At 74.9% G+C, this 21,126-nt stretch carries 13 protein-coding genes and 2 pseudogenes; all 15 read right to left on the bottom strand.

The annotated features are described in order from the left end of the window. Positions 1–88: 88 nt before the first annotated feature. The 15 genes and pseudogenes from FH609_RS03500 to FH609_RS03435 all read right to left on the bottom strand — a co-directional run bounded on the left by FH609_RS03500 (position 89) and on the right by FH609_RS03435 (position 21,118). Positions 89–4,618 carry a serine/threonine-protein kinase gene (locus FH609_RS03500; RefSeq protein WP_139673808.1) on the bottom strand — a complete coding sequence of 1,510 codons (4,530 nt, stop codon included), beginning with the start codon at positions 4,616–4,618 and terminating at the stop codon, positions 89–91. Further along, on the bottom strand, positions 4,605–6,527 hold the full coding sequence (locus tag FH609_RS03495) for a P-loop ATPase, Sll1717 family (RefSeq protein WP_139673805.1): 1,923 nt from the start codon (positions 6,525–6,527) through the stop codon (positions 4,605–4,607). Before FH609_RS03495 ends, FH609_RS03500 begins: the two co-directional genes overlap by 14 nt. 184 nt (positions 6,528–6,711) lie before the next feature. Next, positions 6,712–9,639 carry a DUF5682 family protein gene (locus FH609_RS03490; RefSeq protein ID WP_226961368.1) on the bottom strand — a complete coding sequence of 976 codons (2,928 nt, stop codon included), beginning with the start codon at positions 9,637–9,639 and terminating at the stop codon, positions 6,712–6,714. Beyond that, positions 9,636–10,763, bottom strand: a complete 1,128-nt coding sequence (locus FH609_RS03485; RefSeq protein WP_139673802.1) for an ATP-binding protein — start codon at positions 10,761–10,763, stop codon at positions 9,636–9,638. The genes FH609_RS03490 and FH609_RS03485 overlap by 4 nt, the downstream gene beginning before the upstream one ends. 15 nt (positions 10,764–10,778) lie before the next feature. After that, the gene (locus tag FH609_RS03480; protein ID WP_139673800.1) at positions 10,779–12,101 is read right to left on the bottom strand and encodes a VWA domain-containing protein; all 1,323 of its coding nucleotides are present in this window, start codon (positions 12,099–12,101) and stop codon (positions 10,779–10,781) included. Continuing rightward, positions 12,098–13,498: a hypothetical protein gene (locus FH609_RS03475; protein ID WP_139673797.1), complete on the bottom strand. Its 1,401-nt coding sequence runs from the start codon at positions 13,496–13,498 to the stop codon at positions 12,098–12,100. Before FH609_RS03475 ends, FH609_RS03480 begins: the two co-directional genes overlap by 4 nt. After that, the gene (locus FH609_RS03470) at positions 13,498–13,995 is read right to left on the bottom strand and encodes a hypothetical protein (protein WP_122182548.1); all 498 of its coding nucleotides are present in this window, start codon (positions 13,993–13,995) and stop codon (positions 13,498–13,500) included. Before FH609_RS03470 ends, FH609_RS03475 begins: the two co-directional genes overlap by 1 nt. A 312-nt stretch (positions 13,996–14,307) precedes the next feature. Further along, the gene (locus FH609_RS03465) at positions 14,308–15,039 is read right to left on the bottom strand and encodes a PQQ-binding-like beta-propeller repeat protein (RefSeq protein WP_193318088.1); all 732 of its coding nucleotides are present in this window, start codon (positions 15,037–15,039) and stop codon (positions 14,308–14,310) included. Positions 15,040–15,090: 51 nt separating this feature from the next. Beyond that, a pseudogene (locus FH609_RS32365) lies at positions 15,091–15,273 on the bottom strand (hypothetical protein); the annotation flags it as partial. A 544-nt stretch (positions 15,274–15,817) separates the two neighbouring features. Further along, positions 15,818–16,471: pseudogene (locus FH609_RS32360) on the bottom strand (serine/threonine-protein kinase); the annotation flags it as partial. Between the two features lie 256 nt (positions 16,472–16,727). Next, a complete protein-coding gene (locus FH609_RS03455; protein WP_226961367.1) occupies positions 16,728–17,486 on the bottom strand; it encodes a class I SAM-dependent methyltransferase in 759 nt (252 codons plus the stop codon). Positions 17,487–17,536: 50 nt separating this feature from the next. After that, positions 17,537–17,812 (bottom strand): hypothetical protein, encoded by a 276-nt coding sequence (locus FH609_RS03450; RefSeq protein WP_139673788.1) that lies wholly within the window; start codon positions 17,810–17,812, stop codon positions 17,537–17,539. An 87-nt stretch (positions 17,813–17,899) separates the two neighbouring features. Further along, the gene (locus FH609_RS03445) at positions 17,900–19,153 is read right to left on the bottom strand and encodes a sugar ABC transporter permease (protein ID WP_139673786.1); all 1,254 of its coding nucleotides are present in this window, start codon (positions 19,151–19,153) and stop codon (positions 17,900–17,902) included. Then, positions 19,153–20,037: an ATP-binding cassette domain-containing protein gene (locus FH609_RS03440; RefSeq protein ID WP_139673783.1), complete on the bottom strand. Its 885-nt coding sequence runs from the start codon at positions 20,035–20,037 to the stop codon at positions 19,153–19,155. Before FH609_RS03440 ends, FH609_RS03445 begins: the two co-directional genes overlap by 1 nt. Before the next feature lies 1 nt (position 20,038). Continuing rightward, the gene (locus tag FH609_RS03435; RefSeq protein WP_226961366.1) at positions 20,039–21,118 is read right to left on the bottom strand and encodes a substrate-binding domain-containing protein; all 1,080 of its coding nucleotides are present in this window, start codon (positions 21,116–21,118) and stop codon (positions 20,039–20,041) included. Positions 21,119–21,126 lie beyond the last annotated feature (8 nt).

Genomic DNA, 21,126 nt, shown 5'->3' with positions numbered 1-21,126 from the left:
GGCGGCGGGCGGCGGCGCATCAGCGGGCGGGCGCGCGCCGGGATCAGCGGGCGGCGCGTCGAGGTCAGCGAGGGGGCGCGCGTCGGGATCAGCGGGTGGCGCGCCGGGTCAGGCCCAGCGCGCGGCGGACGCCCGAGCGGAACATCCGGCCGCCGAGCGGCTCCGCGACATCCAGCAGCTCCACGCCGACGGCCAGCGCGAGGCACTGGTTCTCCCCGCTCCGCTTCAGCGCGCGCATCCACCCGAGCCACGCCACCACCAGCCGGCTGACGCCCAGCCCCGCCTCGGTCAACTCCCCCAGCCGCACGAGCAGTCGGGTCCTGGCGGCGTGCGCGACGGCCAAGCCAGGGAGCCGCTGCGGGTGATCGGCCGGCAGCGTCGAGTACCGGGCCAGCGCCTCGCGCACGGCGGCCAGGTCCCGGCGCGTCCGGGCGTCGTCCACCGGTTCGAGGGGGGAGGCAACGCCGGGGAGGTGGCTGGCGTAGGCGGTGGCGATGAACGCGCGGTGGATCTCCCTGCCCCAGTCCTCGGTCTCCGCGCGGCGCTTCGCCCGGCGGAGGAACGTCCAGTGGTTGTACATCAGCGGCGCCAGGAGCACCGCGCGCGCCGGCTCGTCGGCGCCCCGGCAGAGTCGGACGGCCTCCTCGTTCCACGCCAGGGCCTCGTCCGTCCGGCGCAGCCGTGCCAGCCAGACGGCGTGCTTCTGGAGGCAGCGGATCAGCGGGGTGCGGCCGGTCTCCGGCGCGGTCTCGGCGAGGGCCCGCAGGATCGCGAGCGCCCGGGTCGTGGTCTCGACGGCCGCCGCGTGCCGCCCGCGCGCGGCGTGTTCGTCCGCGAGGTCGGAGAGGATCGCGGCCCGCTCGGGCGTGACGTCCTGGGGCCGGAGTCGCGCGGGGTCCACGGCGTGGATCGCCCGCGCGAGGTCGCTCAGCTCGTTCCGCAGCTCCGGCTCGGGCACGCCCCGGTAGCCGCAGGCGGCGAGTTCGCGCCGCAGCGGGTCGAGGTCGCGCCCCTCCGCGTCGTCGGCGTTTCCCGAGCGGGCGAGGAACACCTCCAGCCGGGGCCGCAGTTCGTCCCGCCAGTCCGTCAGGTCGCGCACCCGGAGGTCCCAGTCCAGCTCCCACACCCGCAGGGTGTCGTCGGAGCCGCCGGAGACGACGCGGGTGCCGTCCCCGGAGACGCCCACCGAGGTGACCCAGCCGGTGTGCCCGGTGAGGACGCGCAGGCAGCGGCCCGTGGTCAGGTCCCACAGCCGCACCGTGCCGTCCCAGCTGGCGGAGGCCAGATGCCGGCCGTCGGCGGTGGCGGACAGCTGGTAGACCCGGCCGTCGTGCCCGGTGAGCGTGTGCGCGAGCGCGCCGGTGGCCAGGTCCCGGACCGACAGGGCGCCGTCGTCGGCAGCGGTCACCAGCCACCGGCCGTCGGCGGTGGCCAGCGCGCAGACGGCCGGCCTCTCGCCTGGCCCGAACCGGCCGAGGCACACCCCGCTCGCCAGGTCCCACAGGCCGGCCGCGCAGCCCCGGTGGGCGACCACGGCCCGGCGTCCGTCGGGCGTCAGGCACAGCACCTCTGCCCAGCGGAAGTCCTCGTCGCCCGGGAAGGCGAACGCCGTCTCGCACGTGCCGCCGGCCACCTCCCACACCCGCACGGTGCGGTCGGCGTCACTGGTCACCAGGCGCCCGCCGGCCGGCAGGACATGCAGCGACCCGATCCGCGCGGGGTGCCGCAGCGTGTGCCGGAGCCGCCCGGAGGACGTCTCCCACACGGACACCTCGCCATGGCCGGCGGCCACCACGCACGTGCCGTCCGGCGTGACCTCGACGGCGGAGGCGACGCCCCGCACCTCGCCGAGTTCGCGCACCAGGCGCCCGTCGGACAACGCCCGGAGCTGGACCCGGCCGTCGTTGGTGCCGCAGACGACGCCCGTGCCGTCGGGCGTCAGGGCGACGGAGTCGACCTGCACCCGGAACGCGTCGATCACCGTCTCCTCGCGGGCGGTCCGCAGCGCGGCGCGGGTGCCGTAGGCGTGCAGCCCGCGCCAGGCGGCGAGGACCGGCGCGGCCCGCTCGTGGCCGGGCGTGGCCCGGGCCTGGCGGAGCGGGGCGAGCGCGCCGGCGGCGTCGCCCGCCTCGATCGCGGCGTGCGCCCGCTCGACCAGCGCGGCCACCTCGGCGTCCGACTCCAGCAGGTGCCGCAGGTCGCGGGGGCGGGCGATCTGGAACGAACCGGCGACGAAGCTCCGCCAGGCGGCCGCGCGCACCTCCCCGGAGGGCGTGAGGTGCGGGAGCCGAAGGCCGTCGGGGTCCACGCCCACCGCCGACGCCGGGGTGACCGTGCGCAGGCACCGGCCGGTGGCCAACTCCCAGACGCGGGCGGCGCGGTCGAGGCTGACCGCGTGCCTCCCGTCGAGGACGGCGCGCACGGAGGTCACGGTGCCGCCGGCGCCGCGCAACGTGCGCAGCGCACGCCCCGTCGCCAGGTCCCAGACGCGCACGGTGCCGTCGATGCTCGCGGACAGGGCGCGCCGACCGTCGGGGGGCGCGCTCAGCGCGGTGACGCTGTTGGTGTGGCCGGCCAGGATGTGCCGCACCTCGCCGGTCGCGTCGTCCCAGACCCAGATCAGCCCGCCGCGTGAGCACAGGATCAGGCGGCCGTCGTCGGTGACGCACAGCTCGTGGGTGCTGGCGCCGACCCGGCCGAAGGGCACGAAGTCGTCCGGGAGCGGCGGCGCTTCGCGCGGGTCCATGGTGAGCACCCGCAGGCAGGAGCCGGTCTCCGGGTCCCACTCGCGCACGGTGTCGTCCACCCCGGCGGAGAGCGCGGTCGCCCGGCCCGGCACCCAACAGGCCGCGTAGACACTGCGGTTGACGTTCGGCTCGGCGGCCCGGTCACCGGACCGGGCGGGCGCCACCCGGATGGCCTGGCCGACCGGCAGCGTGCCCGCGCCGGGCGCGCGGCGGTCCGAGCCGTGGCCGGTGAGCACGCGCAGGCAGCGGCCGTCGGAGGTGTCCCAGACCCGGACCGTTCCGTCGAGGCTCGCCGACAGGGCACGCCGCCCGTCGGGCGCCACGGCCAGCGCGTACACGGTGTCGGTGTGGCCCGCCAGGTCCGGCAGCCGGCGGCCGGCGGGCAACTCCCACCCGGCGACGGTGTGTTGCCCGAGCCGGGACGTCCAGGCGTACCGGCCGTCCGCCGTGACGCCCGGCCGGCGCCCGCCCTCGCCGTCGTGCTCGATCCGGCCGAGCACGCGGGTGCCGGCCGCGCCGGCGGCGCGCGCCTGGGCGAGGTGCCGGCGCAGGTCCTCCGTCGCCGACGAGGCGTCCGGCCCGTCCGGGGACTCGATGAGGGGCGCGGCGGCCTCGGCGTCGCCGCGTTCGAGGTGGACGCGGGCGAGGAGGTGCGCGACGCGGCGCGGCTCGACGCTGTTGGCCGCGACGCTCTCCAACTCGGCGAGCAGCTGCTCGTCGGTGGTCGCGGCCGCGCGCCAGCGCAGCAGCCCCCGGTTGTAGACCGCCTCGGGGTGCTGCGGGTCGGCGGCGCACGCCTCGTCGAGGAGGGCGCCGGCCTCGTCGGCCCGGCCGAGGTCGAGGAGCGAGAGCGCCCGGTTGTTCAGCTCGTCGGCCCGCAGGTCGCCGGGGCGCGGCAGCGACCTGGGGTAGCGGTGGCCGGCCAACGCCTCGTACAGCTCGGTCAGTTCGGCGGCCACCCGCCGCATGTCGGGCCGTTCGGCGGGGTCACCGCGCAGACAGCTGGCCAGCAGGCCGTCGAGGGCCGCCGGCACCTCGACGCCGGTGGCCCCGGCGCGGAAGCCGTCGGCGCGGAGCGCGGCGAGCACGGCGCCGACGGCGGGGCCCGCCTGCCAGGTGATGTCGCCGACGAGCATCTCGACGAGGCTGACGGCGAAGCTCCACACGTCGCTGCGGCGGCCCACCGTGGAGCGGGTGTACTGCTCGGGCGAGGCGTAGGCGCGGGTCATGCCACCGTGCGAGACCCGCAGCGTGTGGGGCCCGTCCGCCGGCGGCCCGGCGACGGCGCCGTCGCCGGTCGCGGGCCCGAGGACGGCCGGGGGTTGCGCGCGGGCCAGCCCGAAGTCGGTGATCTTCACGCGCCCCGCGCTGTCGAGCAGGATGTTGGCCGGCTTGACGTCCTGGTGGACCACGCCCTGGTCGTGGGCGTGGATCAGACCCCAGGCGGCCTGGATCGCGACGTCCAGCACCCGGAGCGTCGCCTCGCGCGAGGTCCCCTCGTAGAGGCGGCCGTTCGCGATCCAGCCGGCGAGGCTCCCGGCGTCCAGGTACTCGACGAAGAGCCGGGGCACCCCGTCGAGGGTGCGCAGGTAGTGGCAGGTGCAGACGTGCGGGTGCGGGCCGAAGCCGACCCAGGTCTCGGCCTCCCGGATGAACCGGTCGCGCGCCGCGCCGTCCCGCATCCCGGGCGCCAGCGGCGACTTGACGGCGAGGTCGGTGTCCCAGCCCAGGTGGCGGACCCGGTAGACCACGCCCATGCCGCCCTCGCCGAGGACGGCGCGGACCTCGTAGGTGTCGGCGACCCGCTCGCCGACGCGCCAACTCCCGGGCGCGCGCGGCGCGTTGGCCGCCGCTGCCTCACCCGCTGGCACCGGAGCCCCGGGAGAGTCCTCCGACGAGGGCGGTCAGCCGCCGCGCCTCGGCCGCGATCCCGTCGCCGAGCCGGTCCACGACGGCCAGTCCGTTCAGCCCGCTCCCGCCGATCTGGGCCGCGAGGGCTTCGAGGTAGGTCGCGGCGGCGATGACATGGTCGCCGACGTTGATCCGGTCGTCGCCGCGCCCCAGCGCCTCGGACGCCCGCTGGGTGTCGGCAGCGACCCGGCCGACCTGGGTGGCGATCTCCCGGCGCGTCTCGCCCGGCATGTCGACGGCGCGGCCGATCTGGTTGAGGATCGTCTCGCAGGAGCGCGCCAGTTCGCGCAGCAGCCGGTACCCACGGCCCGCGCGCGGCGCCGGGCCCGAGCTGTTGGCGACATAGCCGCCGGCGATCTGGGCCTGGACGGCGCTGAGGACCAGCGGGGTGTACGCGTGGATGTCGACCGCGCTGGTGGCGCCCAACGCCTCGCGGAAGCACGGGTGGACGTGGAACTCCGCCTCGTGCGGCTGGACGGGCAGGTCGGGGCCGCCGGCGTAGACCACGTCGCTGCCGCGCCGCACGCCCAGGAAGCCGACCGAGTACAGGGTGTCGACGACGCTGGGCAGCGTGAGCAGGTGCGCGTACGCCGGGAACTGGCCGTGCAGGGTGGCGGCCGTCTGTTCGAGGCGGCTGGCGAGGACGTTCCGGGTGACGATGTAGCCGGTGTTCTGGAAGAGCGGGAAGAGGCGTTCGAGGTAGGGGTAGGCCACCAGGTACTCCTGGGCCAGGTCCTTCAGCTTCCACTCGGAGAACTGCCGGGTCGCCGCCAGGACGTCCGCCTCGCGCACCCGGTCGTGGCCGTGTTGGAAGGCCGTGTCGCGGGCCAGGTTGAGGAACTGGATGACGTCGCGCGGCCTGGGCAGGGCGCGGCGCAGCAGATAGGTCGCGGTGCTCGTTCCCTCGACGCGGGCCGGGAACAGCTCGCCCCACAGCCGCTCCGGGGTGAGCCGCTCGCCGACCGAGGCGCTGGCCCGGGTGAGCGCCAGTTCGAGGAGCGCGTCCTCGGACCAGCCGAGGCGCAGCTCATCGCCACGGAACTTGTCGCCGTCCGGGAACGACAGCGCGTCGTAGATGTCGGAGCGCAGGAAGACCAGGCAGCGCATCGCGCCCTGGTAGAACGCGGTGATGTGCTTGGCGGCCAGCAGCAGGCCGATGATCATCGAGTGGACGTCGGAGTCGGCGGACCACACCTGTTCGAGCTGGTCGACCAGGAGCAGCACCGGGGGCCGCCGCCCGGCCCAGCCCAGCGCGGCGAAGGCGTCGGCGACGCCCCGTTCGACGACCTCCAGTTGGCGGGTGGCGGCGGCGCCCTCGGACGGGGCGCGGGTCATCTCCAGGGCGGTGCCGATGCCGAAGGCCTCCAGGGAGAGGGAGGCGGTCTGGAGGCCACGGACCAGCTGGGCGAGGCGGCCGCCGAAGTCCTGCTGGGAGAGTTCGCCGTTGGCCTTCAGGAAGCGGCGCAGGACCCGGATCGTCCGGTGCGGTCGCAGCCGGCCGGGGGCGCGGGTGGCGTGGGTGACGAGGTGGCGCGCGGCGTGGACGGCGCATATGTAGCGCCAGACCAGGGACTTGGCGTTGTCGCCGGTGAGGCCCTGGAGTTCGAAGCGGCGTAACGCGTTGCCCACCGCGTCGTCGGGCGTGATGAGGATGGTGCCGTCAGGGTGTCCCTGGCCCTTGGCGATCGTCATGCAGATCGCGCTCTTGCCGGCGCCCTTGCGGCCGATGACCAGCATCTTCCGCCCGGAGACGGTCGCCTCGTAGGCCACGGTCCGCACGAAGCTCTCGCCCAGCAGCCCGCCGGCGATGTCCCGTTCGGCGTCCTCGTATCCGAAGCTGAGGCGTTGGAGGGCGGAGGGCTCGGTCACCGCCGGTACTTCCGTTCTGCTGGGGCGTGCTGACGGCCGGTGAGCGGTTCCGGGTGGCGGAACCGCATCTGTCGCGGTCACAGTATGCACGGCCGCGCGGGCGCAGCGTGCCGGTTCGGGGAAGTCCCGCCCGCCCGGGCCGGTTCGCCTCGCGGGCGGACCGATCCTGGCGGGCGGGTCGTCGTCAGCCGGTGGTCAGCAGGGCGGCCAACGCCTCGGCGGTAGCCGGGTGTTCGGCGACCAGGCCGGCTGCGGGGCCGGCCTCGCCTGCCGCCGTGGGGGCCGGCGCCCACTCCCCCGCCGCGCCGAGCAGCGCCGCCAACGCGTCGGTGGTGGCGGGGTGGTGGGCCAGCAGCTCGCCGGCGGGGCCGGCCGTGGGCGGGGCGGGCGGCGCGGCGGCCGGCCGTTCCTCCCAGGGCGGGACCAGGCCGTCCACGCCGGCCAGCGTGCCGGGGAACGTCCGGCCCGCCTCCCGCACCAGCAGCGGCAACAGCTCGGCGGCCTCCTCCCGGAGCGTCATGATCAACCGGGGCAGCCAGGGCAGCAGCACCGCCTCCGGCAGCCGGGCGAACGCCCGCGACAGCTGCTCCACCACGAACGGCGTCAGCGTCGGCACCGGGTCCAGCGCCTGCACGAAGCCGCTGACATAGCGCGGGAACGCCGGCACCACCAGCGGGTTGGCCAGCAGCGCAGCGCAGCGCTCCCGGAGCGCGGGGAGCGGAAGCAGGTCCAGCCGGTGCTCGGCCGCCCACAGCAGGGCCGTCCGGTCGGGCTCGGTCGGGTGCGACTGCCGCACCGCCAGCTCCAGTTGGGTCCGGTCGCAGCCCAGGGAGACGGCGAAGCCCTCCAGGCCGAACAGGAAGCCCAGCATCGCGCCGACCTGCCGGGCGCCCACGGCCTCGTCCGTGAACGCCGAGGGCAGCAGGGTGCAGTAGTGGGCGTAGCCGGTGGTGACAAAGGTCTTCGCCCAGTCGGGCGGGCCGGCCTCGGTGGTGCGGTAGTAGCCCAGCAGGCGGCGTATCCGGCGCAGCACGCGGGGCGCGTCGTCCACCGTGCGCTCGGCGGCGAGCAGCGCGACCGCGCGGGCGCCGAGGTCGTCGACCAGCCGGCCGGGGCCGAGGTAGACCAGGGCCTCCTCGACCGCCGCCAGCGCGGTGGCCGCCGTGGCGGTCGGCTCCCGCACCGCGCGGCGCAGCCGCCGCTCCAGCACCTGCTCGATGGTGACGCCCTCGTAGCCGAGCTGCACCAGCGCCCGCTGCTCGCGGCCGATCGCCAGGTCCCAGCTCTCCTGGATGGACCGCTCCCCCAGCGTGCGGTCGCCCATCACCGGCCTGACCACGTCGCCGAGCAGGCGGCGCAGCATCCACAGCACGTCCGAACAGGGCCGCAGCTCGGGGTGGTTGGCCAGGTCGAGCAGGGCGCGCCGCTGGGTGCGGGCGGTGAGGTTGAGGCCGAGCGGGGCCAGCCGGTCCAGCACGTCGCGGGCCAGTGGCGGCAGCGCGTCATAGCCGACGGTGCCGATGCGGTCCCCGCCCAGCAGCATCGCGCAGAGCCGCCGCACGTCGCGCTTGCCGGGCACGGCGTCCTTCTCGACGCAGGTGACCGCCGCGTCCTCGAAGTCGTAGGCCGTGGGCCTGGCCCGGCCGCGCATCCCGGCCAGCAGGACGGCGGTCTCGAAGATCGCGATGGCGTCGGCGGTGCTGGCCGGATACCCGTTGCGGCGGGCGAGGCGGACCAGGTCGACGCACCAGCCGCGCAGCTCGTCCTCGTCGAGGGCGTGCGGGACGGGCGGCCGGTCGAGGAACGGGGTCAGCCGGTCGGCGCCGGGCCCGCCGTCCGCCGTCGGGGCCCCGGCGGCGCGCCCCGCCGGCTGCTTCGCCTTCCCCGTGCCCGCGCCCTTGCCCCTGCCCTTGCCGGTCCGCTGGTGGGTGAGCCGGAACGGGGTCAGCCGCTCCCTGGTCAGGGTCCGCGACCAGGTGGCCGCCGCCAGGGATACGGCGCCGGGCGCGAGGCCGAACTGGGCCTCGATCGCTGAGTGGCTGGAGGGGATCAGCCCGTAGCGCCAGGCGGTCGCGGTGCGCGGCGGGATCGGGAACGGCTCGGCGCGCGAGGCCAGCCCGAACTGCTCGACGCGGCTGGCCGCGTGGAAGGCGCCGCACACGTGGAGGCAGTCGGCCGGGTCGGCGCCCGAGGCGGCCAGGTGCTCCCTGATCCGCGTCCACATGTAGCGCTCGCGGTCCTCGTCGACGGCGAGCCGGGCCCGCCGCTCGGGGCGGAGCCGCCGGAAGAGGCTGCCGATCATCACCATGACCTGCCGGTAGGTCGGGTAGTCGGCGCCGGCCAGCGGCTGCTCCACATACTGGTCCCACCACTCGGACCAGTGCCGCACCTTCCCGTGGTGCAGCAGGTACGCCTCCAACTCGGCGAAGCCGGGGCGCAGTCGACCGACGCCGATGCCGAGGGCGTCCCCGTGGAGCGCGGCCTCGTCGGGCACCTCGCCCGCCTCGGCCGCCCGGGCCGTCCCGGAGGGCTCGCCGGCCTCGGACGGCTCGGCGTCCGGGGCGTTCCCGCGTTCGCGCCACTGGAGGACATGGTCGGCTGAGCGGTCCACCAGCACCAGCTCCACGCCCGGGGTGTCCAGGGCGTAGGCGATGGCCTGGTACTCGGCGGACGCCTCGGTCAGCGGCGCGACCACGCTCAGCGGCGCCCAGTCGGTGGGGAAGCCGTCCACCTCGGTGGCGAACGCCTGGAGCGCCACGGGGAGTTGGCAGTTGCGCAGCTCTTCGAGGAGCGGCGCCAGGTCCTCGGGCAGCTCCAGGTAGATCACCCGGGGGCGCTTCTCCGCGAGGCGTCGCGCCATGGCCAGCGCGGAGGCCGGCGAGTGGTGGCAGACCGGGAAGATCTCCAACTCCTCCGCGAGCGCCCGGTCGACGTCCTCGACCATGCCGGCCAGGATCTCGGGCACCGCGTCCCCGGGGCCGGCGAACGCCTCGGCGGCGGCGCGCAGCCGCTCGCGCAGCGCGCCGAGCCCCGGCGGGGCGTCGGGGGCGTTGCCGGCGTCGGGCACCTCGGCGGTGCCGGCGCCGGTGCTGATGACGGGGGTGCGGCTCATGAGAGAGTCGCGATCGCCTCGCGGCCGCCGTCCAGGAAGTCCCGCCAGGGGCCGCCCTGTTCGCCCTCGCTGCGCGGCTCTATGACGCCATGCCAGAACTTGTTGAGGATCGCCAGATCCTCCGGGCTGCGCCGGGCGAGCGAGCCGACCAGCGATCCTGCGAGGGTGTGGGCGCCCAGCTCCTTCTCGCCGAAGAACTGGCTGTGCAGCACGGCGTCCTCCAGCACGCCGATCTGCTCGGCGGTGGAGAGCGCGGACTCCAGCCGTTCGTCGTCGCTGGCGGCGTTGGCCGACACCGCGCGCAGGTCGGCGAAGCTCTGGAGCAGGATGTCCAACAGGGTGGGCGGCACCTCCACCTCGATCCGGTGGCGGCGCAGCAGCTCGGCGGTGCGGAACCGGACGATCTCCGCCTCGGTGCGCTTGTTGGTGACCACCGGGACCCGGACGAAGTTGAAGCGCCGCTTCAGCGCCGACGACAGGTCGTTGACGCCCCGGTCCCTGCTGTTGGCGGTGGCGATGATGGAGAACCCCGGCTGGGCGAAGACGGTGGCCTCGCCGCTGTCGCCGTCGAGTTCGGGGATGGAGACGTACTTCTCGGAGAGGATCGAGATCAGCGCGTCCTGCACGTCGCTGGTGGCGCGCGTCAGCTCCTCGAAGCGGCCGATCACGCCGCGCTCCATCGCCGTCATGATGGGCGAGGGGATCAGCGCGTCACGGGACTGGCCCTGGGCGATGACCTGGGCGACGTTCCAGGAGTAGGTGATCTGGTCCTCGGTGGTGCCGGCGGTGCCCTGGACCACCAGCGTCGAGTTGCGGCAGATCGCGGCGGCGAGCAGCTCGGCGAGCCAGCTCTTGCCGGTGCCGGGGTCGCCGATCAGCAGCAGCCCCCGGTCGGAGGCGAGGGTGACGATGCTGCGCTCCACGAAGCTGCGGTCGCCGAACCACTTCTGCGGGATCTCGCGGTCCAGTCCGTCGGCCCGTTCGGAGCCGAGGATGAACAGGCGCACCATCTTCGGGCTGAGCCGCCAGGAGAAGGGCTTGGGCGCGTCGTCGACGGACTCCAACCAGTCCAGTTCCTCGGCGTACTTGACCTCGGCGGGCGCGCGCAGCGGGGTGTCGCTCATAACTTGTTCGTTCTCCTAGGCGAGGAAGTTCTTGAGTTCGAAGACGAGCTTGCGGATGTGGCCCGAGATGACCGGCGTGCCCTGCTCCTTGAGGCGCTGGCGGAACGTCGGGTTGACGCTGCCCCGGCCGGAGCTGTTGACGGAGCCGACGGGGATGAGCCTGGCCCCCGAGCGGTGGACGGACCTGAAGTCGTCCATGAGCGCCGGGTTGTCGTAGAAGTCGGAGATCCACACCAGCACGGTGTTGTCCGGGTCGGCGATCTTGGGCCGGGCCAGGGCCATGGCGGCCGTGCCGTCCGTGCCGCCGCCCAGCCGGGTGCGCAGCAGCACCTCGAACGGGTCGTGCACCCAGGGCGTGAGGTCCAGCGCCCTGGTGTCGTAGGCGACGAGATGGACGTCGACCTTGGGCAAGCCGGCGAAGATCGAGGCCAGGATGGTGCAGTTGACCATCGAGTCCACCATCGACCCCGACTGGTCGACGACCACCACCAGCCGGGCGGGCGTGGTGCGGCGCGCGGTGTGCCGGTAGTAGAGCCGGTCCACGTAGAGCCGGCGGTCCTCGGGGTTGTAGTGGGTGAGGTTCTTCCAGACGGTGCGTTGGATGTCGAGGTTGCGGAAGACCCGCTTGGGCGGCACCGAGCGGTCGATGCTGCCGACGCTGGTCTTCTCCACCTGGGTGCGCAGCACCTCGGCCACCTCGTCGACAAAGCGACGGATCAGGCCCTTGGCGCTGGCCAGCGCGACGCCCGAGAGGTTGTCCTTGTCGTGGAGGAGCTGCTCGATCAGCGACATGCTGGGGGTGAGCGCGCGGGCGCGGGCGGGGTCGGCGAGGACCTCGCGCAGCCGCATCCGCTTCACCAGGTCGCCCTCCAGGCGGGTCAGATACCCGGACAGCTCGCCCGGGTCCTGGCCGCCGGCCAGCGCCCTGCGGCACCAGTCGGCGTCCCGTTGCCAGTCGGAGAGCTGGCCGGCCGTGACCGACCCGGTGCCGGTGGCGAACGTGTTCAGCAGCAGCTTGGTGACCAGCGCGGCCCGGCGCACCGGGTCCCCTTCGCCCTCCGGGCCGCCCAACCCGGCCAGCTCCTCGGCCAGTTCGGGGAAGCGCTGGACCAGGTTGTCCATCGAGAGGCCGGGGTCGAGCACGGCGGGCGGCAGCCCGACGTCCTCGGCGATGGCGACGCCGGCGCTCTCCAGGGCCGGCTGCTCCTCGCCGTCGAAGAGGCGGGCCAGCAGCCGCCAGTAGAGGACCTGCCGTCGGTTCTCCGCCGTCCGGTCCCCGGGCGCGGCGTCCGTCGTCTCCGGGCCTGCGGTCGTCGTTACCTGCTCCGTCTCGTTCATGCGCGCAGCAGCCGTCCCGCTCGTTCCCGCAGGGTCTCGACGGGATCGCCCCACTTCGCCTCCGCCTTGGCGACCTTGGGGTCGGTCGGGCCCTGGGCCCAGTCCCCGGTGTGGGCCTCGACCTGCTGTTTGCGGGCGGTGGCCCGCACCCCGAGGGGCCGCAGCGACCAGCCGCCGTCCTCCCAGCACAGCAGCCCCAGACAGGCCGTGGAACTCTTCACCAGCTGCGGGGTCAACGGCCCTGCGGACGGCAGGTGTTCGAGGTCGAGCGGCAGCGCGTGCCCGTCGAGCGTGAGCGCGCCGTCCCGCACCCGGTACCCCTCCAGGAGCACCGGCTCGGCGAGCTGCACCGGATGGCGCCGCAGCGGCGGCACCGCCGGCGCGCGGGCGCCGGCCAGCTGGGTCCGCGCGGTGACGAACGGGTCGGCCGCCTCGTCGAGCGCAACGCGGGACTCGTTCCAGACCAGCTCGCCGCCGGCCAGCAGCGGGAGCCCGGTGACGGTGAGCGCGCGGCGCTCGGCCAGCGCCCGCAGCAGCGCGGGGAACCCGCCCAGCAGCCGCCACAGCGTGGGCCCGGTCAGCGTCTCGACCTTGGCCGCGCCCACGCCGACCCGCACCAGCAGCGCCGGCTGGCCGCCGTCCCGCTCCAGCAGGGCGTGCACAACCAGTTGGACGGCCGTGGGGTGCTCGTGGAGCTCGGCGCCCAGCGGCAGCAGCCGCCCGCCGACCTCGGCGGACGCCTCGGCCGCCTCGGCCGCCTCGGCCGCGCCCGGCTGGCAGAGCAGCACCGCATTCGCCCACAGGTCGGCCCAGCGGCGGACCGGCAGCCGCTCCCAGGTGGACAGCGGGAGGCAGGCCCGCAGCTCGCCGGCGAGGCCGTCCAGCAGCACGGCCAGCCGGCGGGCGGCCGGCTCGGCCCAGAGCGCGGTGAGCGCCTGGTCCAGGCCGCGCAGGCTGTCGTCGCCCAGGCCGCGCCAGCCGACCAGGGCCACCTCCCGCAGCCAGGAGCGGGCGCCGTCCAGCAGCCGCTCGCCCAGCGGCTCGCCGCCGCCCGGCTCCGCGCACTCCTCCCGTTCGCGGCCCAACGCCGTGTCCAACGCGGCGAGTTGGGCGTCGTACACGGCGCCGAGCAGCGCGGCGCGGGCCGCCGCGAGCGCGGCCAGCCGCTCGTCGGAGACCGAGCCGGCCGCGATCTTCTCCACCGCCTCGGCCGCCACCGGACCCAGCGGGGTCCCGGCGACGCAGCCGGCCAGCGCGGTCAGCGCCGCCGACTGCTCCGGCGTCGGCCGGCCGAGCCCGGTGACCAGCGCCCGGTCGAACCCGTCCACCGCGTCCAGCGCCTCGACCACCCCGGCCGGCGCGGCGCCCAGCAGCTTCTCCAGCTGGATGCCCAGCATCAGCGCACCGCCCCCGTCGCCGGGAACCACCGCAGCTCGGGCAGCGGCGCCGTGCTCGCCGGGACCTCCAGATAGGCCAGGTGCCGCAGGAAGCGGCTGAAGACCTCGGCGGCCGGCCGGTCGCGGTTGATCCCGCCGCCGCGCAGCCGGGCCGTCAACTCGCCCTCGCCCGGCTCGACTCGGAGGAACCGCGCGACCCGCTCCTCCCCGTACTGGAGGACGGCCTCCTTCACCAGCGCCTCGACGTGCTTGCAGCCGCCGGGGCGAATCCCGCCGCAGGGCCGGTTGTTGTTGGTGCCGCAGCTGACGTCGTGGCTGCCGGCCTCGACCGCCGACACATAGACCCGCGCGATGTCCGAGCCGCTGGAGACCACCCCCTGCAACCGGCCGTCCACCAGCTCGACGAACGGCACCTTCACCACCTTGCGCGGCCGCGCCGCCGGCACGACCCGCGCCGTGGGGCGCCGCTCCCATGCGGCCCGTTCCCCGTTCTCCACCCGTTTCCCCTTTTCCGCGTTCTTCCGCGTTCTTCCGCGTTCTTCCGTGTTCTTCCGGAATCCTCCCGGGGTACTCCCCCGGGCTCTCCCCGAACGTCTCCCCAACGGCCCTGCGGGCAGCCGGAACCAGACCGGTCCCCATGGGAAACCACCAGCCCAGCGGGCCTGTTGCGACCCTCGGTGGCGATCTGGGTAACAGCATGGACCACGCCACTGACAATCGCCGCCCCCGCCCACCCAGCGGGCCGCTGCCGCGCGTTCACCTGACGCGGCCGCGGCAAACGGCCGGCCGGGCGGGCCCGTTGGCCCGGCTCAGCCGCCGCCGAGCGAGATTCCGCCCGCGCGGAGGCGGCCGTCGCCGCCGTCGAAGTACACGCGGTCGCCGACGACGGCCGGGTCGGGGTTGCCGGTGGACAGGCGGGTCTCCGTCGGGGACTCGCCGGTGCGCAGGTCGAGGGCGTGCAGGGTGCCGGTGGCGACGCTGTAGAGCGCGGCGCCGTCCAGCGGCGCGTGCACCAGGGGTTCGTCCTCCGTCGGCTCCGTCCAGAGCGGCTCGCCGGAGTCGGCGGCGACCGCGTGCACCTCACCGGGGCCGCCCGTTCCCGATCCGTCCCCGGTGGCACCGAGGACCACGCCGTCGGCGACGACGACCGGTTCCAGCCACTCCTCGATCCGCACATCCGGTGCGAAGCTCCACAGCGGGGTGCCGCGCCGGGCGTCGAAGGCGTGGAGCTTCCCGTCACTGTCGCCGAAGTAGGCCGTGCCGTCCGCGACGGCGATCGTGGTCGCCTCGCCCCTCGACGGATCGCCGTCGGCGGCTCGCCGGTGCTCCCACAGCGCCTCGCCGCTGTCCACGTCCAGCGCGGTGAAGAAGCTGCCGTCGTCCCGCCACATGCCGCAGAAGACGACGCCGTCGGCCACGGTCAGCGCGGGGGCCATGAGCCGGTCGGCCTCCCGGGTCCACCGCACGCGCCCCGTGGGGCCGTCCAGAGCCGAGACGGCGGACACGAAGGAGTCGTCCCCCGTGTCATACAGGGTGTTCACCAGGACGGTCTCCCCGGTCAGGGCGACGCGGACGGTGACGCTCCGCTCCGTCCCCTCCGGCGTGTGGGCCTCGGCGCCCAGGCTCCACAGCCGCTCCCCTGAGCCGAGGTCGACGGCGTGCAGCGTGCCGCTCGCCCCGTCGGTGACCAACGCCCGGCCCTCGTCGAGGACTTCGAGCCGCGCGTCGCCCAGCGCCTCGTTGGTCCACCGGGGCTCTCCGGTGGCGGCGTCCAGCGCGCGCAGGCCGCCCGTTCCCGTCCGCCATCAGCACCGTGCCGTCGGCGGTCAGGGGCCGGCCGGCGAGCTCCGCCTCGTGCGTCCACAGCTCCGAGACGGCGAGGTCGCGCGCTGCGCCGCCGGGCGTTTCGCCGTCCCGCGCGGCGTCGTCGTCGGCGGTGGCGCCGTCAGCGTCGTCGTCGAGGAGCTCGCCGGCCAGGAGCAGTCCCGCGACGACGGCCAGGGCGGTGAGGACGGCGGCGCCGGCCGCGAGGGCCGTCCGCCGGCGCCGGGCCGGCCCGCGCGGCGGGGCGGCGAGTGCCGCCGTGGCGACGGCGGTCGGCGGCGGGGCGTCGGCCGCGCGGGCAGCCGGGCCCGCCGCGCCGGGTCCCTCGGGCAGTGGGGCCGCGCGCAGCGCCTCGACCTCGGCGGCGACGGCCGGCGGCAGCCAGGCGCCTTCGGCGAACGTGCCGGGGCTGCCGTCGGCGGCCTCCCAGCGGCCGAGCTCCGCGAGGAGTTCCGGCACCGGGGGCCGCCGCCTCGGGTCCTTGGCGAGGCAGCGGGCCACCAACTCCGCGAGCCCGTCGGGCAGTCCGGCGAGGTCGGGCGCCTCGTGGACGACGCGGTAGTGCACGCCGTGCGCGGGCCCGCCGCCGAACGGGCCGGCGCCGGTCGCCGCGTACGCCAGCAGCGCGCCGAGCGCGAACACGTCGCCGGCGGGCCCCACCTGCTGGCCGACGAGTTGTTCGGGCGGGAGGTAGCCGGGGCTGCCGGCCACGACGCCGGTGCGCGTCAGCTTGGTGTCGTCGACGGCCACCGCGATCCCGAAGTCGATGACGCGCGGGCCGTCCGGCGCCAGCAGGACGTTGGACGGCTTCAGGTCGCGGTGCACCAGGCCGGCCGCGTGCACGGCGGTCAACGCCTCGGCCAGGGCGGCGCCCAGCCCGCGCACCGCCGGCTCGGCCCAGGCCCCGTGCCGGGCCACCGCCTCCTGGAGCGCCAGGCCAGGAACGTACTCGGTGGCCAGCCACGCCGGGTCGCCCTCGGGGTCGGCGTCGAGCACGGCCGCGGTGAAGTAGCCCGTCACGCGCCGTGCCGCCGCCACCTCCCGCTCGAAGCGGCGCCGGAACCCCGGCTCCCGCAGCAGCGCGTCCCGCACCACCTTCACCGCCACCGCCCGCCCGCCGGGCGAACGGGCCAGATATACCCGGCCCATGCCGCCCTGGCCCAGCCGGGCCAGCAGCCGGTACCGGCCCACCCGCACGGGATCACTCGCCGTCAACGGACCCGACGCCACCGTTCGTTCCTCCCACCGCTCCTGTCCCACCCGCGAGACTCCGCCGAGCCTCCGCCCCGTGCCTCCGTCGACCCGCCGCCTCAACGGCTCCTCCCCACACCGGACTTGCCGCACCCCCCGCGCGGTTCCCACCCGGCGCCGCCGGGCGTGCCGGCGCGCCGGGACGAGGCCCGGGTCAGTGCGGGTCGGCGGCCGTCGTGGGCACCTCCAGGACGAGGAACACGAAGCACATGCGGGTCGCCAGTTCCTCGAACTCCTCGGGGTGCGCGGCGCGGCCGGCCGGGTCGGGCCGTGGTTCGAAGATCCGGGTCAGGTGGAAGCCGGCCGTGGTGCAGGCGTCGACCATCGCGTGCAGCGGCCTGCGCCAGAACCGCATCGGCACGGTCCGCCCGCCCAGCGTCCAGTCCAGGGTGTAGCTGGTGGTCGCGAAGTAGTCGGGACGCGGGTCCTGCGTCGCGTAGGCGGCGAACGGGTGATCCATCGAGGCGATCAGCCGGCCGCCGGGCCGCAGCACCCGTCGCAACTCCCCCAGCGTGGGCCCCCAGTCCTCCAGGTAGTGCAGCACCAGCGAGGCGACCACGTCGTCGAACGCGCCGTCGGCGAACGGCAGGGGGCCGCTCAGGTCGACGAGCCGCAGGTCCGCCTCGGGCCCCAGCCGCCGCCTCGCCAGCTCCAGCATCGCGGCGCTGGCGTCGACGCCGGTGACGTCGGCGCCCCGCTCGCGCAGCGCGTCCGACAGCACGCCCGCGCCGCAGCCGGCGTCCAGGACGCGGCGACCGGCCACGTCCCCGACGAGGGAGAGCATCGCGGGCCGCTCGTAGTAGGCGTTGAAGATGTTGGTCTCGTTCTCGGCGGCGTATGCCTCGGCGAAGCCGTCGTAGTCGTTGAACCGGCCCTCGGGCGCGGGCCGGGCGTGGTCTTCGGTGGCGGTCATGCGCCTCAGTCTCCTCGAAGATCCGTTCGCCCCCCGGTCGAAGGTTCCGTTCAGGACAGCGCGCGGTACTCGGGGGGCGGCCGTTCCAGGTCGGGCCGTTCGCTCCAGTAGGCGTGCCCGTGAATTTCCAGCATCGCCCAGTGCCATGCCTCGTCGTGGAAGACCAGGCCCCGGTGCGGGGCGTCGGCCGGCTCGTAGGGGTAGTGCGCCAGCGCCGCCGCGCGGGCCCGCTCCGGCGTGCGGCCGCCGTGCCGCCGCATCACCCAGGCGTAGCGGCGGCGTTCGGCCTCCAGGTAGGCGACATAGTCCGCCTCGGTCCAGGTCACGGTCGGTCAACCTCCCTGTCGCACAGGACAGACGCCAGGACCGGCCGGCCCGTTCCCCCGGGGGAACGGGCCGGGCTCCCCGGAACGCTAGGCCGCGCGGCCGTGGGCCACCCGGGAGCGGCGGGCCACGGAGTCGAGCATCACGGCGAGGGCCAGTACCAGTCCGGTGATGATGAACCGGAATGAGGAATCGAGGTCGAGGAGCGTCAGCCCGTTGGAGATGGACTGGATGACCAGGATGCCCAGCAGCGCCGAGAACGCGCTGCCCCGGCCGCCGAAGAGACTGGTGCCGCCGATGACGGCGGCGGCGATCGCGTTGAGGTTGACGTCGCCCGCGCCGGTGGACTGGTTGGCGGCGGCCAGCCGGGCCGCCGCGATCATGCCGCCGAGCGCGGCGAACGTGGAGCACAGCACGAACACCGAGGTGTAGACCCGGCGCACATTGATCCCCGCGCGCCGCGCGGCCTCCGCGTTGCCGCCGACGGCGAACACCGAGCGGCCCCAACCGGTGCGCGTCAGCGCGTAGTTGAGGATCAGTACCAGGACCACGAAGCTGACGAAGAGCCAGCCGACGCCGCGCGCCCGGTTGAGGTACCAGACGGCGAAGCCGAGCCCCAGCAGCACGGTGACGCTGCGCGCCACCAGCAGCGTGGTGGAGCGGGCGGACAGGCCCGCCGCGCGGCGGGTCCTGGCCAGGCCGTAGCCGGTGGCGAAGAGCCAGCCGGCGGCGACCACCACCAGGACATAGCTCAACCACTCGGGCAGGAAGGCGAGTTGTGCGAAGTGCACCAGCCCCGAGTCGAACGGGATGTTGATCGCGCCGGTGTCGCCCAGCAGCCACAGCTGGATGCCGAGGAAGCTGAGCAGCCCGGCCAGCGTCGCCACGAAGCTGGGCACGCCCAGCCGGGTCACCATCTGCGCGTACACGAAGCCGATGGCCGCCCCCGCGGCCAGCGCGGCGGCCATCGCCAGCGGCATCGGCCAGCCCTGCTTGACGAAGGTGACGGCGGTCAGCGCGGCCGACAGCCCGCTGACGGAGCCGACCGAGAGGTCGATCTGGCCGACCAGCAGCACGCAGACCACACCGAGCGCGATGATGCCGACGGAGGCGGACTCCATCAGCAGGTTGACCAGGTTGGCGCTGGAGAGGAAGACCGAGTTCAGCGACTGGAAGACCGTCCAGATGACGACCAGTCCGAGCACGATCGGCAGCGCGCCCAGGTCGCCGGAGCGGATGCGGCCCCAGATCCCGGCGAGCGCCGGCCCCAGGCCCTCGCCGCGCCGCAGGCGTTCGTCCAGCAGGTCGAGCGGCGCGGCGGCGGCCTCCTTGACGTCGGCCATCACTCTTCTTCCTTTCGCTGACGCGGGGTGCGCGGCTCACCCGGCTGACTCTGCTCACCCGGCTGACTCTGCTCACGCGGCTCACGCGGCTCACGACGCCGTTGGCTGGCGCGCCGGGAGACCGCGTTGTCGCTGGCGCCGATCATGGCGGCGACGATCTCCTCCGTGGGGGCTTCGGCGTCGAACACCCCGTTGTTGCGGCCGAGTCGGAGGACGGCGACGCGGTCGGCGACGGCGCGGACGTCCTCCATGTTGTGGCTGATCATGATCACGCCCAGCCCACGGTCCCGGAGGCGTTCGATCAGATTGAGCACCTCGGCGGTCTGGGCCACGCCCAGGGCGGCCGTCGGCTCGTCGAGAATGATCACCTTCGGGTCGCCCAGCAGGGAGCGGGCGATCGCCACGGTCTGGCGCTGGCCGCCGGAGAGCGAGGCGACGGGGACGCGGACGGTGGGGATCTTCGCGGACAGCTGGCGCAGCAGCTCCCAGGACCTGATCTCCATGGTGACCTCGTCGAGCCGGCCGCGCCGCACCTCCCGTCCCAGGAACAGGTTCTGGATGACGTTCAGGTTCTCGCACAGCGCCAGGTCCTGGAAGACGGTGGCGATGCCGAGGGCGTGCGCGTCGGCGGGGCTGGCGACGGTCACCTCGCGGTCGGCGAAGGTGACCGTGCCGGTGTCCGCGCGGTGCACCCCGGAGAGCACCTTGACCAGCGTGGACTTGCCCGCGCCGTTGTCGCCGACGATCGCGACGACCTCGCCGGCCGCCACGTCGAGGTCCACCTCGGTGAGCGCGGCGACCGCGCCGAAGTTCTTGCTGATGCCGCGCAGCGAGAGGATCGGCCGGGTCGGGGCCTGGGACGCGGCGGCGGCCGGAGCCGTCATCTCACTGCTCCCACTCGATGCCGGCCTCGGCGCAGGCGTCCGCGTACTCGGCGGTGCAGACGTCGGCCGCGCTCACCTGGTCGGACTCGGCGAGCACGTCGGGGAGGTTCTCCAGGGTGACCACGGTCGGCTCGAAGAGCTGGGCCGGGGTGTCGAACAGCTCGATCTCGCCCTCGGGGGTCTCGCCCTGCGCGAACTCCCAGGCGACCTCGGCCGCCGCCTCGGCGACGATCTTGATCGGCTTGGAGATGGTGTTGTACTGCTGCCCGGCGACGATGCGTTGGGCGGCGGCCACCTCGAAGTCGTTGCCGGTGACCGGCGGGATCGGGACGCCGGCGGCCTGGAACGCGGCGATCGCGCCGCCGCCGGTGCCGTCGTTGGCCGCGACCACGCCGGCGATGTCGCCCTCGAAGCGGTTGACCTGGGCGGCGACCCAGTCCTGGGCGTCGGCCGGCTGCCAGCCCGGGGTGTCGAACTCGGCGAGCAGCTCGTAGCCGCTGTCGTCGATCGCGTTGTGGATGCCCTGCTTGATCAGCCCGGCGGCCGCGTCCGTGGGCGAGCCGTTGACCTGGAGCAACCCGCCCTCGGCGCCGGTCTCGTCGAGGTGGTCGACGAGCGACTGGCCGATGGACTCGCCGATCGCCTCGTTGTCGAACGATATGTAGTAGTCGGCCGGGGTGCTGGAGATGGGCCGGTCGTAGGCGATGACGGGCACGCCCTGGGAGCGGGAGGCGTTGACGATGCTGGCGGCGGCGTCGGAGTCCACCGGGTCGATGACCAGCACGTCGGCGCCCTGGGCCAGCGCGGAGTTGGCCTGTTCCTGTTGGCGGGAGGCGTCGGCGTTGGCGTTCTGGTAGATGACGGAGCAGTCGGCGCACAGCTCCTTCATCCTGGCCTCGAAGAGCGGGGCGTCCCACAGCTCGTAGCGCGGGGAGGCGATGTCGGGCATCAGGAAGGCGATGGTGGCGCCTTCGCCACCGCCGCCCGCGCCGTCGTCGGTGTCCTCCTCCGATGCGCAGGCGGTCGCCGTGGAGACGGCGAACGCGGCGGTCAGGGCCAGTGCGAGAATGCGTCGGCTCACGGTGCTTT

The sequence above is a fragment of the Streptomyces sp. 3MP-14 genome (assembly GCF_006334905.2).
In the GTDB taxonomy this organism is placed as follows: Bacteria; Actinomycetota; Actinomycetes; order Streptomycetales; family Streptomycetaceae; genus Streptomyces; species Streptomyces triticirhizae.
This window is presented reverse-complemented; position numbering and strand designations above follow the sequence as displayed.